A 13,352-nucleotide genomic window follows, 5' to 3' on the forward strand; every position below is an offset into this window, starting at 1 on the left:
GTGTTCGAAGTCGCCAGCGCATTCTGGACGTCCGTCGCCCTGTTCCTGGGGGCGGGCCTCGTGATCCTGCTGATCGTGATCTACAACAGGCTGGTTGCCCAGCGACAGAACGTGAAGCAGGGCGTGGCCGATATCGATGCGCAATTGCGCCAGCGGCACGATCTCATTCCCAATCTGGTCGAAACGGTCAAAGGCTATGCCGGGCACGAGAAAGACACGCTCGATGCGGTGATTTCGGCGCGCAACCAGGCGGCCAATGGCCCGATTACCTCGGCCGACGAACAGGGCCTGCGCGTTGCGCTCGACCGCCTGTTGGCGCTGGGGGAAGCCTATCCCGACCTCAAGGCTTCGGCCAATTTCCAGGAGTTGCAGCGCGAGCTTTCGCATGTGGAGGACAAGCTGGCTGCGGCACGGCGCGCCCTCAACGCCGCCGTGTCGCGCTACAACACCGCGCGCGAGAGCTTCCCGGCCGTACTCTTTGCGGGACTGCTCGGCTTCAAGGAGGCCGATTTCCACCGGCTCGACGACAGCGAGAAGGGCACCGTGGATCAGGTGCCGTCGATCAGCTTCCAGTAGCGCTATTGGGAGCGATCCATCGCAACACAGGCCCGCCGCACCCCGCGGCGGGCTTGCACATTTTCGCCGTGTATTCACTTGCGTTTCATGACCCACAAACTATACGCCGCGCTCCCGCTGCCCCAAGGACCCTTCCTAACCGCAAGGCAGCTTGTCGTTTCATGGTCCGCAAGGACCGTTTAGGGGGTCCCTTGAGTTGCAGCATTTCCCTGACGCCAAGTCCGTAGTCCGCGCCCTTCGCCCGGACGAACCCGTCATCCTCAACCGCCCGCACGCCGCCGAGCGCGCCGCCCGATTCTTCGTCGAGAAGTTCCCGGGCAAGTCGCTCTATGCGGTGAAGGCCAATCCCTCGCCCGATCTGCTGCAGATCCTGTGGGACAATGGCGTGACGCATTACGACGTCGCCTCGATCGCCGAGGTGCGCCTCGTGCGCGCGACCCTGCCGGACGCCACGCTGTGTTTCATGCATCCGGTCAAGTCGCCCGGGGCGATCCGCGAAGCCTATTTCCAGCACGGCGTGAAGACCTTCAGCCTCGATAGCGTCGAGGAGCTTGAGAAGATCGTCGAGGCCTGCCGCGACGAAGAAGGCAATGCCGCGACCGACCTGCGCCTTTGCATTCGCCTGCGCGTATCTAGCGAGCATGCCGCGCTCAGCCTCGCCGCCAAATTCGGCTGCGACCTCACCGAAGCGCCCGCGCTGCTCCAGCAGACCCGCCAGCATTGCGACTGGCTGGGCGTGTGCTTCCACGTCGGCAGCCAGGCGATGAGCCCCTTCGCTTATGTCCAGGCGATCGACCGCGTACGCGCGGCCATCGCCGAAGCATCTGTCGTGATCGACATGATCGACGTCGGCGGCGGCTTTCCCAGCGTCTATCCCGGCATGGAACCGCCGCCGCTGGAAGATTACTTCAAGATCATCCATCAGCACTTCTACGCCCTGCCGATCGCCTATAACGCTGAGCTGTGGTGCGAGCCGGGCCGTGCACTGTGCGCGGAGTATTCCAGCCTCGTGGTGAAAGTCGAAAAGCGCCGCGGCGAGGAACTCTACATCAACGACGGCGCCTATGGCGCGCTGTTCGATGCCGCGCATGTGGACTGGAAATTCCCGGTCCGCGCGCTGGAAGACGACCTCATCAAGCCCGAGATGGATTTCGCCTTCTACGGCCCCACCTGCGACGATGCCGACTACATGCCCGGCCCCTTCGCCCTGCCGGAGGACATCCAGGCGGGCGATTACATCGAGATCGGCATGCTCGGCGCATACGGTGCGGCGATGAAGACCGACTTCAACGGCTTCGGCGCGGCGGAACGCATCATCGTGCAAGACGAGCCGATGGCGAGCCTTTACGACGGCAGCCGTTCGCGCCCGCAGGCCGACAATGTGGTGAGCCTGCGCTGACGTGTCCGGGGGCGGGTCTGCGCTGCCAACGCACCTCAGGACAAGCCGGCAATGAACGCACTGCGTGACCCGATCCGACTCGTGCCGACGGTTTTCGTCGGACTGATCGCGATCGGGACGGCCTTGCTCAGCCTGCCGATAGCAACCGCCGACGGTTCCCGCGCGCCCTTGCTGGCAGCGTTCTTCACCGCCACCTCCGCCGTGTCGGTGACCGGGCTGATCGTGGTCGACACGCCAGTCTTCTGGTCCGGCTTCGGCCAGGCCGTCGTGCTGGCCCTGTTCCAGATCGGCGGCTTCGGCATCATGACGGCTGCAACGCTGCTGGGCCTGATGGCCGGACGCGGCATTCGCCTGAGCGATCGCATGGCCACGCAGGTCGAACGCAATCGGCTGGAAACCGGTGATGCCGCCTCGGTCCTGAAAATGATCCTCGTGATCACGCTGACCATGGAGGCAGTGGTCGCGGTCATCCTGACGCTGCGCTTCGCCGGCGGTTACGGAATGTCCTTGCCACAAGCATCGTGGCACGGGCTGTTCCATTCGGTCAGCGCCTTCAACAACGCCGGCTTCTCCTCCTTCTCGGACAGCGTCATGGGTTTCCAGACCGACGCGATCGTCCTGCTGCCCATCGCCCTGTCGGTGATCGTGACGGCGCTCGGCTTTCCCGTCATGCAGGACTTGCGGGCCAACCGCCTGCGGTGGCGCCACTGGACGTTGCACACACGCATTACTGTGGCCGGTACCGGCCTGCTGCTCGCCTTCGGCTTCGTCGCGATCCTGGCGATGGAGTGGGCCAATCCCGATACGCTCGGCCCGATGGGCATCGGCAGCAAGATACTCAATGCCTTCTTCCATTCGGTGATGCCGCGCACTGCCGGCTTCAACAGTCTCAACGTCGGTGCTTTCCATGACGAGACCATCATGACGAACTACTTCCTGATGTTCATCGGGGGCGGCAGCGCTGGCACTGCCGGGGGCATCAAGGTCACCACCTTCTTCGTGCTCATCGCCATCGTCGTGTCGGAAATCCTACAACGGCGGGATGCGGAGGCGTTCCAGCGGCGCTTCGGCCATCGTGTCGAGCGCCAGGCGCTGGCCGTAACGGTGCTTGCCGCAATGCTGGTCTTCGTCGCGACCGTCTACATCGCGAGCGTCAGCAGCCTGCCGCTCGACGATATCCTGTTCGAATGCATCTCCGCCTTTTCGACGGTCGGCCTGTCGACCGGCATCACCGCCGACCTGCCGCCGAGTGCGCAGATCGTGCTCTGCGTGCTGATGTTCGTCGGACGCGTCGGAACCATCACCGTGGCCACCGCGCTTGCCCTCGGTACGCGTGAGCGCGCGTTCCGTTATCCAGAGGAGACCCCCATTGTCGGCTAACAGGCGTAAACCGGTCCTCGTGATCGGATTGGGACGGTTCGGCGCAGCGGTGGGCATGACGCTGGAACGCATGGGGCACGAGGTGCTCGGCGTCGATTGCGACGCCCGTCTGGTGCAGGAATTCACCCGCGATCTGACCCGGACGGTCGAGGCGGACTGCACCGACGTCCGCACGCTGGAGCAACTGGGCGTGGGCGATTTCGAAGCCGCCGTGGTCGCGATCGGCACCGATATCGAGGCGAGCGTGCTGACCGTCCTGGCCCTCTCGGACCTCGGCATGACGAACATCTGGGCCAAGGCCACCAACGACAAGCATGCCCGCATTCTCGAGCGCACCGGGGCCACGCATGTGGTCTTCCCCGAACAGCGCATGGGCGAGCGCGTGGCCCACCTTCTCAACGAACGCCTGCTCGATTTCATCTCCTTCGGCGACGAGTTCGCGATCGCGCGCCTGAAGGCACCCGAACCTATCGTCGGCATCCCGCTGGTCACCAGCGCCTGCCGTCAGAAGCATCACGTGACGGTGGTGGGCGTGAAGCGGGACGGGGAGGATTTCATCCACGCCGTTCCCGACACGATCATTTTCCCCGACGACGAACTTGTCGTGTCAGGGCGGATTGCGGATATCGAGGCATTCTCCGCGATCTGAAGGGTCGGGCCCGAGGCCTCCTATTCGTCGAACCCCACGAAGCGCGCCGCTTCGTCTACCTCGCGGCGGGTGATCTTCACCGGATTGGTGGGGAAGTCCGGGTCGGGCCAGCCCATCGCGACGGCCTTCATGATGACCTGGTCGTCGGGGATATCGGCGTGCTCGCGCACGACGGGCGATTGCATGATCCCTTGCGAGTTGATGACGCAGCCCAGCCCCCGGCTCCATGCGGCATTGACCAGCGCCGTGGTGACCGCGCCGCAATCGAAAGCGGTATCGTCGCTGCCGGCAAGTTCCTTGTCGTAGGTCACGATGACGCAGACCGGCGCGTCGAACTGGCGGAATCCGCGCAGCACCCAGTCCTGCCGCGCGTCCTTGTCGTCGCGCTCGATCCCCATTGCCTCGAACAGCTGGACCGCGCAGCCGATCTGGCGTTCGCGATGGACTCCGGCGAAGGGCTCGCCGCGTCGGAACTCGCGGCTGTCGGGCACACCGGCGAGGATGTTTTCCGTATTGCCCTTGCGAATGCGATCAAGCGGTTCGCCGGTGATGACATGGAAATGATAGGGCTGCGTATTCATGGACGAAGGCGAGCGCATCGCCATGGCGAGAATTTCCTCGATCAGCGCGCGCGGGACCGGTTTGTCGAGATAGCCGCGGATGGAGCGTCGCCCCATCACCACTTCTTCATGTGTCATGTCCGGCTTGCCGCTCATCGCTCTCTCCTGATTGCCTCTTGCGATGCCCTTAGCGCGGCGCGGCCGCGAGGCAAAATCCGCTACGGCCGCGCGCGCGGCAGGCACCGGCCCGCGGCGGGCGAGGGGAACAGGCGGCAGTCGAAGAAGATCACTTCGGGATTGCCGGCGCGCGCTGCGAGGAAGGCGAAGGCCAGCGAAGCGCGTTGGGTGCGGTCCAGCGGAAGCTTGGTGGGCATGGCCCCCGCATCGGACCAGCCATAGATCTGGCAGAAGGCCTCGCCCGGGCATAGCGCGCGCGAACGGCCGACCAGCGTCGTCGGATCATCGCTGGCCGAAACCAGTACGAAATGGACGCCTGCCTTGGGCGATCCGCTCGGCGTCAGCGGCAGCGGCGCGATTGCCGGCGCGGCAGCGACGTCGGGGCTTCCATCCACCGCATCGCCATCGGCCCCGGCGGTGATCGAGCGGATCGCCTCGCCGGTTTCGGCGAGCGAGGCAGGGGTGAGGTCGCCGTCCTCGCGGTCGACCGATTGCGCTCGGCTGCGCAAAGCCATCGGATCGGGCTCGTTCCCGCCATAGCGGGCAGCGAAGGCGCCACGCGTCCCCCACCACCCGCGCCAGCGGAAGAACAGGTGCGGCCCGATTGCCGCGACCTTGTCGAGCGAGGGCGACCAATAGGGATAGACGTAATCCGCGTGATAATGCGTCGCCGTGCCGACGCGCTTTTCGACATAGCCGCCCAGGGCTTCCTCTGCCCGGGTGCGGGCGGCGCGCCACATGGCGGGTGAATAGCTGCGGGCCAGCGAGCCGTCGCAGGTGAAGGTGAACTGACAACCGGTGGGCCGTTCCGATCCTTCGAACACCACGCCGCACACGGTGTTGGCGAAAGCGGGATGGCGCACCCGGTTGAGCACGACCTGCATTACCGCACGCTGGTCGGGATCGCCGCCGCCTGCCTCAGCCATGGCAGCCAGCGCCAGACAGTCGCGTGCGCGCACCCGGTCGGCGGACCGGCCATTGAAGGCGAAAGCGCGCGCCGGAGACAGGGCTGCCGGATCGATCGGCACGGCCGCATTGCGCGATCTTGCATCATCGGGCGCGAGGACCGAAGCGACGGTTCCATCCTCTTCCGCCGTGGCCGGCAGCGCCTCGACCGGCGGGACGATGGCCCGGCCCGAAGGGGAGGGGGCAGGCGCGGGCCCCTGTGCCGCCCTGAGAAGAGCCATCACGACAAAGGCGAGCACGACGATCGCAAGCACACCGACAAGCGGCGCATTGTCACGCAGCCAGGGCGCCTTGGGGTCGTCCATCACGGCAATGTAGCGCGAAATGCCAGGCTGAACAGGGGCATGGCGCCCGGCCTTGCGTCAGGCATCGACCCATTTTCGCGCGGAATCGCGCCGGTGCGGGCAGCCTGGCCAGCAACAGGGTCGCTTCTTGCCATCGACCACCTCCTCGACCAGGCGGGTGCGCCGCTTCTGCCGCGTCGCCTCCTGCTTGGCCGAAATGGTCCAGCAGATCCATTCGTTGCGCGCGAGCGGGGTCAGCGCGGCCCAGCGTTCGGCAAGCTGAGGATCGGCTGCGAGCAAGGTTTCGATTTCAGGCGGCGTCGCGTGGCGAAAATCGGGATCCGCCGGCGCAGCCATGGTCAGGCCGCTTTCCGCAGGTCCATTTCCAGCCGGTCCCAGATTTCGACCAGCGCATCGACCAGGCCGTCCATCATCGCCGGAGTGTGGGCAGGACCGGGGGTAAAGCGCAGGCGCTCCGTCCCGCGCGGCACGGTCGGGAAATTGATCGGCTGCACATAGACGCCATATTCGGCGAGCAGGATATCGCTGATCTTCTTCGCGCGCACCGGATCGCCGACCATCAGAGGGACAATATGCGTCACGCTGTCCATTACCGGCAGACCCGCATCGCGCATCTTCTGCTTGAGCAGGGCAGCGGCAGCCTGCTGGCCGTCGCGCTCTTCGCTACTCGACTTGAGATGGCGCACAGCAGCCAGCACACCCGCGACCAGTACGGGGCTTAGCGATGTGGTGAAGATGAAGCCCGGCGCATAGCTGCGGATACAATCGATGATCCGCGTGTCGGCCGCAATGTAGCCGCCCATCACGCCGAACGCCTTCCCCAGCGTGCCTTCGATGATGTCGATGCGGTGCGCGGCCTCGTCGCGCTCGGTAATGCCACCGCCGCGCTTGCCATACATGCCGACCGCGTGGACCTCGTCCACATAGGTGAGCGCATTGTACTTCTCGGCCAGATCGCAGATCGCGTGGATCGGGGCGATGTCGCCGTCCATCGAATAGACGCTTTCGAAGGCGATCAGCTTGGGCGTAGCCTCGTCCTCGGACGCCAGCAGTTCTTCCAGATGATCGAGGTCGTTGTGGCGGAAGACGCGCTTCTCGCAGCCCGAATTGCGGATCCCCGCGATCATGCTGGCGTGGTTCAGTTCGTCGGAGAAGAACACGCAGCCCGGGAGCAGCTTGGCGAGCGTGGAGAGCGTTGCGTCATTCGACACATAGCCGCTGGTGAACAGCAGCGCACCGTCCTTACCGTGAAGGTCGGCCAATTCGCGCTCCAGCTGGATGTGGTAGTGCGTATTGCCGCCGATATTGCGCGTGCCGCCAGACCCTGCGCCGACGTCGTGCAGTGCTTCTTCCATCGCCTCGATCACCTTGGGGTGCTGGCCCATGGCGAGGTAGTCGTTGGAGCACCAGACAGTGACCGGCTTGGGACCATTGTGGCCCGCAAAGCAGCGCGCATTGGGAAAGGCGCCCTTGTTGCGCAGGATGTCGATGAAGACGCGATAGCGCCCCTCGGCATGGAGGCGGTCGATCGCTTCGTCGAAGATCTGGTCGTAATTCACGCGGGATTGCCCGTTTGCGGCGCCGCGATCCAGCGGCGGTGTTCGAGCGCGACATAGGGTCAAAACCGGCGAAATTCCACCGCGATCTTTGCGAATCGTTCGCAGTTTTCAGAGGTGGGCGAGGCCCGTGAGTCCATGATCGGCAAAGGCATCCGCCAGCCGTTCGAAATCGTCGAGCGGGCCGGTCGTGACCGCGAAATCGGGCATGGTCCGTTCGAACTCCTGCCCGGCGACCAGATGCGCGATGCGCCGGCCGATACCCTGCGCGCCGTGGACGAAGGTGACATCGTCGCCGAATGCCTCGCGCAATTCGGGCTCGAGCAGGGGGAAATGCGTGCAGGCAAGGACCACAGTGTCGAGGCTTTCCCCGCCGGGCTGCAGCACCAGGCCGGATGCCGCCTTGGTCACTTCATCGACGCAGATTTCCTCGCCCCGCAGCTTTGCCTCGCCCAGCGCGACCAGCCCGCTCGCCCCGTAGCGCAGCAGTTTCTTGCCCTGCGCGAATTCGCGCTCGAGATCGTCGACATAGCGCTGGCGCACGGTCGAATCGGTGCCGAGCAGGCCGATCGTACCGGTCCTGGTGAGCTCTGCCGCCGGCTTGATCGCGGGGACCGTGCCGACGATCGGCGTTTCCAGCACCTCGCGCACCATGCCCAGCGCGATCGTGCTGGCGGTGTTGCAGGCAATGCAGATCAGGCGCGGGTGCCAGCGTTCGGCCATGCGTCCGAGGAGCCCGGCGACCCGCGCGGCGACCTCCGCCTCGGACTTGGTGCCATAGGGCAGGCCCGCCATGTCGGCCGCATAGATGACCGGCGCATCTGGCAACAGCTTGCGCATCTCGGCCAGCACGGTCAGCCCGCCGACGCCGGAATCGAACAGGAGGATGGGAGATGAAGGAGGTACGTCCAAAATCGTTGCGTCTTTCCTGACCCTGTCCAGCGGCCGCTTTTCTTTTGCCCAGCGCCTATTAGAACTACGGCCCTTCGACAAGCGCGGGGCGAATGGTTAGGGGACGGGGCATGGATTTCGGAAGCGGTTTCACCATCACGACTCTCTATGCCGCGCTGCTCGGCTATGGCTTTGGCTCGATCCCGTTCGGCCTGATCCTCGCGAAACTCGCGGGCAAGGGCGATATCCGCCAGCAGGGCAGCGGCAATATCGGGGCGACCAACGTGTTGCGCACCGGCAGCAAGGGGCTGGCCGCCGCGACCCTGTTGCTCGATCTGCTCAAGGGCTTCGTGCCGGTCTATCTCGCCGGGTTGTGGTTCTGGCAGGACATGGGCTGGGCCGCGCTGTTCGCGGTCATCGGGCATTGCTTCCCCGTCTGGCTTGGCTTCAAGGGGGGCAAGGGCGTGGCGACCAATGCCGGCGTCGCCTTCGGGCTGATGTGGCCGCTGGGCGTGGTCTATGCGATTGCCTGGCTCGGCGTGCTGGCAGTGACCCGCATCAGTTCGGTCGCGGGCATGGCTGCGGTGGTCGTCACCGCGCTCGCCGCCTGGTTCGCCGGCGTCGAGACCTTCGCCATGGTGCTGGGCGTGATCGCCGTGCTGATCATCTTCCTCCACCGCGCCAATATCCGGCGGCTGCTCGACGGAACCGAGCCGAAGGTGGGCGCCAAGGGGTGAGCGAGGGGCTTACGCAGGGCGAGGCCTTCGCCCGCATCCGCCTGCTGCGCTCGCCCAATATCGGGCCGGTCAGCTATGCGCAGTTGCTGGCGCGCTTCGGCTCGGCGGCAGAGGCGGTGGAGGCGCTGCCCGATCTCGGCACCAGGGGCGGAAGGCCCTATCGCGCCGCACCCGCCGACACGATCGAGCGGGAGGTGGAAGCCGTCCGCCGCTCGGGGGCGAAATACCTGTTCCACGACCAGCCGGACTATCCCGCGCTCCTGGGCGCCATCGACGGCGCGCCGCCGATCATCACCTATCGCGGCGACCTGGCACTCGCCAGCGCACCCTGTGTCGCCATCGTCGGCGCGCGCAACGCCAGCGCTGCGGCGGTGAAGCTGGCGCGCGACTTTGCGATGGGTCTTGCCGAGGCGGGGTTCACCGTCGTTTCGGGCCTCGCTCGCGGGATCGACGGCGCCGCGCATGAGGGCGCGTTCCCGCGCACCATCGGCGTGATCGCCAGCGGGATCGACATCGCCTACCCGCCGCAGCACGCCGAATTGCAGGAGCGGATTGCAAGCGAGGGGCTGCTGATCGCCGAACAGCCGCCGGGCACCGAACCGCGCGGCAGCCACTTTCCCAGCCGCAACCGCATCATCGCCGGGCTCGCGGGCGGCACGCTGGTGGTGGAGGCGGCGGTCAAGTCCGGCAGCCTCATCACCGCGCGGCTGGCGGGCGAGGCGGGGCGCGAGGTCATGGCGATCCCCGGCAGCCCGCTCGAAGCGCGCAGCCACGGCTGCAACCACCTTATCCGCGAAGGCGCGGTGCTGGTGCAATCGCCCGAGGATGTGGTCGAACTCCTGAGCGGTTTCGACGGGCAGCCACGCAGCACCTTCCGCGAACCGGTCGAGCAGTTCGATTTTGAACCATCCGAACTGGCAGAGGCGGAACCGGCGGACATCGCCGCGCTGCTGACCACCGCGCCGGTCGGCATCGATGAGCTGATCCGCCAGTCGGGTAGCGCCGCGGCGGCGGTCCAGCTCGGCTTGCTCGAGCTCGAGATTGCCGGCCGGCTGGAGCGTCATGCAGGTGGCAGGGTCTCGCTCGCCGGCTGAACCCTGCGCAAGTGACGCGTTTGTGCAAGCCGACTCGGGCGCGTTCTGCTAGGAAAGACGTTCGGGCGCGGCATGGATCGCCGCGCCGCGGTCGCCCAACATCGTGTTTCAATAGCGGGAGCGCCTACCCCCCGGCGCACCTGCGACGGGCCGCCCCGGTACCTCCTGTGCCGGCGGCCCGTTCCACAATGACCCGCCGATCGAAGAATTCGCCAAGCGCATCAATCCCGCTTGACGCCCTTTCGGAGCCGGTCCCATTTTCGCGCGTATACGCATACGCACACGTAAGGGACAGCAATTCACCCCATGCAACTGGTCATCGTAGAATCGCCCGCGAAGGCGAAAACCATCGAGAAATACCTCGGCAAGGATTTCAAGGTTCTCGCCTCCTACGGCCATGTCCGCGACCTGCCGCCCAAGGATGGCAGCGTGCGCCCGGACGAAGGCTTCGAGATGGACTGGGAGCTTTATCGCGACAAGCAGAAGCGCTTCAAGGAAATCAGCGATGCGGCCAAGAATGCCGACCGGCTGGTCCTCGCCACCGACCCCGATCGCGAGGGCGAGGCGATCAGCTGGCATGTTCGCGAGCTGCTGGCCAAGCGCAAGACGCTGCCCAAGGAAGTCGACCGCGTCACCTTCAACGCCATCACCAAGCAGGCGGTTACCGATGCGATGAAATCCCCGCGCGAGCTCGACCAGCCGCTGATCGACGCCTATCTGGCCCGCCGCGCGCTGGACTACCTCTATGGCTTCACCCTGTCGCCCGTACTGTGGCGCCGCCTGCCGGGCGCGAAGAGCGCAGGCCGCGTGCAGTCGGTCGCGCTACGCCTGATCGTCGACCGCGAAATCGAAATCGAGCATTTCCGGCCCGACGAATACTGGTCGGTCATCGCGAAGCTGCAGCAGGACGGCAGCGAATTCGACGCGCGGCTGGTGAAGTTCGACGGCAAGAAGCTCGAAAAGCTGACGCTCGGCGACGAAGGCAGCGCGACGGCTGCGAAGAAAGCGGTGGAGGCTGCGAACTTCACGGTCGAGGAGGTCGAGACCAAGCCGTTCAAGCGCAATCCCTCCCCGCCGTTCACCACCTCCACCCTGCAACAGGAAGCCGCGCGCAAGCTGGGCTTCTCCGCCAGCCACACCATGCGCCTCGCCCAGTCGCTCTACGAGGCGGGTGCGATCACCTACATGCGGACCGATGGCGTGAGCATGGACGGCAGCGCAATTGCCGCCTGCCGCAAGGCCGTGGCCGATCGCTACGGCGGCCATGCGCTCCCCGACAGCCCGCGCATGTACAAGACGAAGGCCAAAAACGCGCAGGAAGCGCACGAGGCGATCCGGCCGACCGAATTCAACCGCGACCGTGCCGGTTCGGGCGACGAGGGCAAGCTCTACGATTTGATCTACAAGCGCGCGATGGCGAGCCAGATGGCCGCCGCCCAGCTCGAACGCACCAGCGTGACCCTGCGGGATCCCACCGGGCAGCACGAGCTGCGCGCGACCGGGCAGGTGGTGAAATACCCGGGCTTCCTCGCCGTCTATCAGGAAGGCCGCGACGATGCGGGCGACGATGACGAGGATGGTCTGCTCCCCGCGATCGCCAAGGGCGACAGCCCGCTGAAAAAGGGCGTCGAGGCGAACCAGCACTTCACCCAGCCGCAGCCGCGTTTCTCCGAAGCGAGCCTGGTCAAGCGGCTGGAGGAGCTCGGCATCGGCCGCCCCTCGACCTACGCCAGCACTATCCAGACCCTGCGTGATCGCAATTACGTCCGCATGGAGAAGAACCGCTTCTTCGCGGAAGAATCCGGCCGCCTGCTGACCGCCTTCCTCGAGCGGTTCTTCCCGCAATATGTGGCCTTCGACTACACGGCCGGTCTCGAGGACGAGCTCGACACGGTCAGCGACGGGCGCGAGGACTGGAAGAAGCTGCTCGAGGCCTTCTGGCGCGACTTCAAGCCAAAGACCGAAGAGGTGATGGAGAAGAAGCCCTCGGAAGTAACCGAGGTCCTCGACGATTTCCTCGCCGACTACCTCTTCCCCGAACGCGCCGACGGCAAGGATCCGCGGCATTGCCCGCTCTGCGAGACCGAGGGTCGCGAAGGTGGCCGACTGGCGCTGCGCGGTGGTCGTTACGGCGCCTTCGTCGCCTGCGCCAATTACCCCGAGTGCAAATACACCCGCCAGTTCGCCAAACCCGGCGGTCAGGATGCCGATGACGGCGCGGATGACGGCGTGATGGGCGAACACCCCGAAACCGGCCTGCCGATCGAGCGCAAGAGCGGCCGCTTCGGCCCCTATGTGCAGATGGGCGAGGGCAAGGAGGCCAAGCGGGCGAGCATCCCCAAGGACCTCGACGATTTCGATCTCGAATGGGCGATCAAGCTGCTCGACCTGCCGCGCATAGTCGGTGCGCATCCCGAAACCGGCAAGGAGATCGAGGCCGCCATCGGGCGTTACGGGCCGTACCTCCGTCACGACGGCAAGTACGGCAAGCTGCAGAATACGCGCGAAGTTTTCGAGGTGGGCATGAACCGCGCGGTCGACATCCTCGCCCAGGCAGCCGACCGCAAGGGTGGTGGGCGCGGCAAGGCGGAGCCGATCAAGACGCTGGGCGAACACCCGACCAGCGGCGGCGAGATGAAGGTCATGCCGGGACGCTATGGCCCCTACGTCACCGACGGCACGACCAATGCGACGATCCCCAAGGACATGAAGCCCGAGGACGTCACCGAGGCGCAGGCCATCGAACTGATCGACGCACGCGCCGCCAAGGGCCCGGCCAAAAAGAAGGCGAAGAAGAAGACTCCGGCAAAGAAGAAGGCTCCGGCAAAGAAGAAGGCGGCGCCCAAGAAGAAGCCCGCTGCGAAGAAGAAGGCGGACTGATGGGCAAGGAGCATTTCGAGCGCCACAAGCAGCCCTGGACCGGCGAGGAGGCAGGGCAGCTGCGCACCCTCGCCGCCAAGGGGCAGGGCCTGAAGCAGATCGCCAAGGCGCTGGGCCGCAGCGAGGAATCGACCAAGGATTTCGCCAAGAAGAACAAGATCAAGGTGGCGAAGAAACGCTGA

Annotated in this window: 13 protein-coding genes; 8 read left to right on the forward strand and 5 right to left on the reverse strand. The window is 65.7% G+C overall.

Annotation, left to right across the window (positions count from 1 at the left end):
- From P8Q88_RS02920 to P8Q88_RS02935, 4 genes are all read left to right on the forward strand, one after another.
- The gene (locus P8Q88_RS02920; protein ID WP_278322325.1) at positions 1-576 is read left to right on the forward strand and encodes a LemA family protein; all 576 of its coding nucleotides are present in this window, start codon (positions 1-3) and stop codon (positions 574-576) included.
- Positions 577-772: 196 nt separating this feature from the next.
- A complete protein-coding gene (locus P8Q88_RS02925) occupies positions 773-1,975 on the forward strand; it encodes a type III PLP-dependent enzyme (protein WP_278322326.1) in 1,203 nt (400 codons plus the stop codon).
- 51 nt (positions 1,976-2,026) lie between these two features.
- Positions 2,027-3,355 (forward strand): TrkH family potassium uptake protein, encoded by a 1,329-nt coding sequence (locus P8Q88_RS02930; protein WP_278322327.1) that lies wholly within the window; start codon positions 2,027-2,029, stop codon positions 3,353-3,355.
- Positions 3,345-4,004 (forward strand): potassium channel family protein, encoded by a 660-nt coding sequence (locus P8Q88_RS02935; protein WP_278322328.1) that lies wholly within the window; start codon positions 3,345-3,347, stop codon positions 4,002-4,004. The genes P8Q88_RS02930 and P8Q88_RS02935 overlap by 11 nt, the downstream gene beginning before the upstream one ends.
- Positions 4,005-4,024: 20 nt before the next feature.
- Here the strand turns inward: P8Q88_RS02935 and P8Q88_RS02940 are convergent, their stop codons facing one another.
- The 5 genes from P8Q88_RS02940 to murI form a co-directional block, all read right to left on the reverse strand.
- Positions 4,025-4,720, reverse strand: coding sequence for a nitroreductase (locus tag P8Q88_RS02940; protein WP_278322329.1), 696 nt, complete (start codon positions 4,718-4,720; stop codon positions 4,025-4,027).
- Between the two features lie 62 nt (positions 4,721-4,782).
- Positions 4,783-6,012, reverse strand: a complete 1,230-nt coding sequence (locus tag P8Q88_RS02945) for a cell wall hydrolase (RefSeq protein ID WP_278322330.1) — start codon at positions 6,010-6,012, stop codon at positions 4,783-4,785.
- Between the two features lie 57 nt (positions 6,013-6,069).
- A complete protein-coding gene (locus tag P8Q88_RS02950; protein ID WP_278322331.1) occupies positions 6,070-6,348 on the reverse strand; it encodes a YdeI/OmpD-associated family protein in 279 nt (92 codons plus the stop codon).
- A 2-nt stretch (positions 6,349-6,350) separates the two neighbouring features.
- Positions 6,351-7,571 carry a 5-aminolevulinate synthase gene (gene hemA, locus P8Q88_RS02955; RefSeq protein WP_278322332.1) on the reverse strand — a complete coding sequence of 407 codons (1,221 nt, stop codon included), beginning with the start codon at positions 7,569-7,571 and terminating at the stop codon, positions 6,351-6,353.
- A gap of 108 nt (positions 7,572-7,679) precedes the next feature.
- Positions 7,680-8,480, reverse strand: coding sequence for a glutamate racemase (gene murI / locus P8Q88_RS02960; protein WP_278322333.1), 801 nt, complete (start codon positions 8,478-8,480; stop codon positions 7,680-7,682).
- A 110-nt stretch (positions 8,481-8,590) separates the two neighbouring features.
- Here murI and plsY point away from each other — a divergent pair, with 110 nt between their 5' ends.
- The 4 genes from plsY (at position 8,591) to P8Q88_RS02980 (ending at position 13,352) form a co-directional block, all read left to right on the forward strand.
- Positions 8,591-9,196 carry a glycerol-3-phosphate 1-O-acyltransferase PlsY gene (gene plsY, locus P8Q88_RS02965; RefSeq protein ID WP_278322334.1) on the forward strand — a complete coding sequence of 202 codons (606 nt, stop codon included), beginning with the start codon at positions 8,591-8,593 and terminating at the stop codon, positions 9,194-9,196.
- On the forward strand, positions 9,193-10,290 hold the full coding sequence (dprA, locus tag P8Q88_RS02970; protein WP_278322335.1) for a DNA-processing protein DprA: 1,098 nt from the start codon (positions 9,193-9,195) through the stop codon (positions 10,288-10,290). Before plsY ends, dprA begins: the two co-directional genes overlap by 4 nt.
- A gap of 306 nt (positions 10,291-10,596) precedes the next feature.
- Positions 10,597-13,170, forward strand: coding sequence for a type I DNA topoisomerase (gene topA, locus P8Q88_RS02975; protein ID WP_278322336.1), 2,574 nt, complete (start codon positions 10,597-10,599; stop codon positions 13,168-13,170).
- Positions 13,170-13,352 carry a hypothetical protein gene (locus P8Q88_RS02980; RefSeq protein ID WP_278322337.1) on the forward strand — a complete coding sequence of 61 codons (183 nt, stop codon included), beginning with the start codon at positions 13,170-13,172 and terminating at the stop codon, positions 13,350-13,352. The genes topA and P8Q88_RS02980 overlap by 1 nt, the downstream gene beginning before the upstream one ends.

Origin of the sequence: Qipengyuania marincola, assembly GCF_029688625.1 — a bacterium.
In the GTDB taxonomy this organism is placed as follows: domain Bacteria; phylum Pseudomonadota; class Alphaproteobacteria; order Sphingomonadales; family Sphingomonadaceae; genus Qipengyuania.

Excerpts from the sequence above, each read along its gene's own strand:
- P8Q88_RS02930 (WP_278322327.1), top strand. The coding sequence starts at position 2,027 with ATGAACGCACTGCGTGACCCGATCCGACTCGTGCCGACGGTTTTCGTC.
- P8Q88_RS02940 (WP_278322329.1), bottom strand. The coding sequence starts at position 4,720 with ATGAGCGGCAAGCCGGACATGACACATGAAGAAGTGGTGATGGGGCGA.
- P8Q88_RS02945 (WP_278322330.1), bottom strand. The coding sequence starts at position 6,012 with ATGGACGACCCCAAGGCGCCCTGGCTGCGTGACAATGCGCCGCTTGTC.
- P8Q88_RS02950 (WP_278322331.1), bottom strand. The coding sequence starts at position 6,348 with ATGGCTGCGCCGGCGGATCCCGATTTTCGCCACGCGACGCCGCCTGAA.
- plsY (WP_278322334.1), top strand. The coding sequence starts at position 8,591 with ATGGATTTCGGAAGCGGTTTCACCATCACGACTCTCTATGCCGCGCTG.
- topA (WP_278322336.1), top strand. The coding sequence starts at position 10,597 with ATGCAACTGGTCATCGTAGAATCGCCCGCGAAGGCGAAAACCATCGAG.
- P8Q88_RS02980 (WP_278322337.1), top strand. The coding sequence starts at position 13,170 with ATGGGCAAGGAGCATTTCGAGCGCCACAAGCAGCCCTGGACCGGCGAG.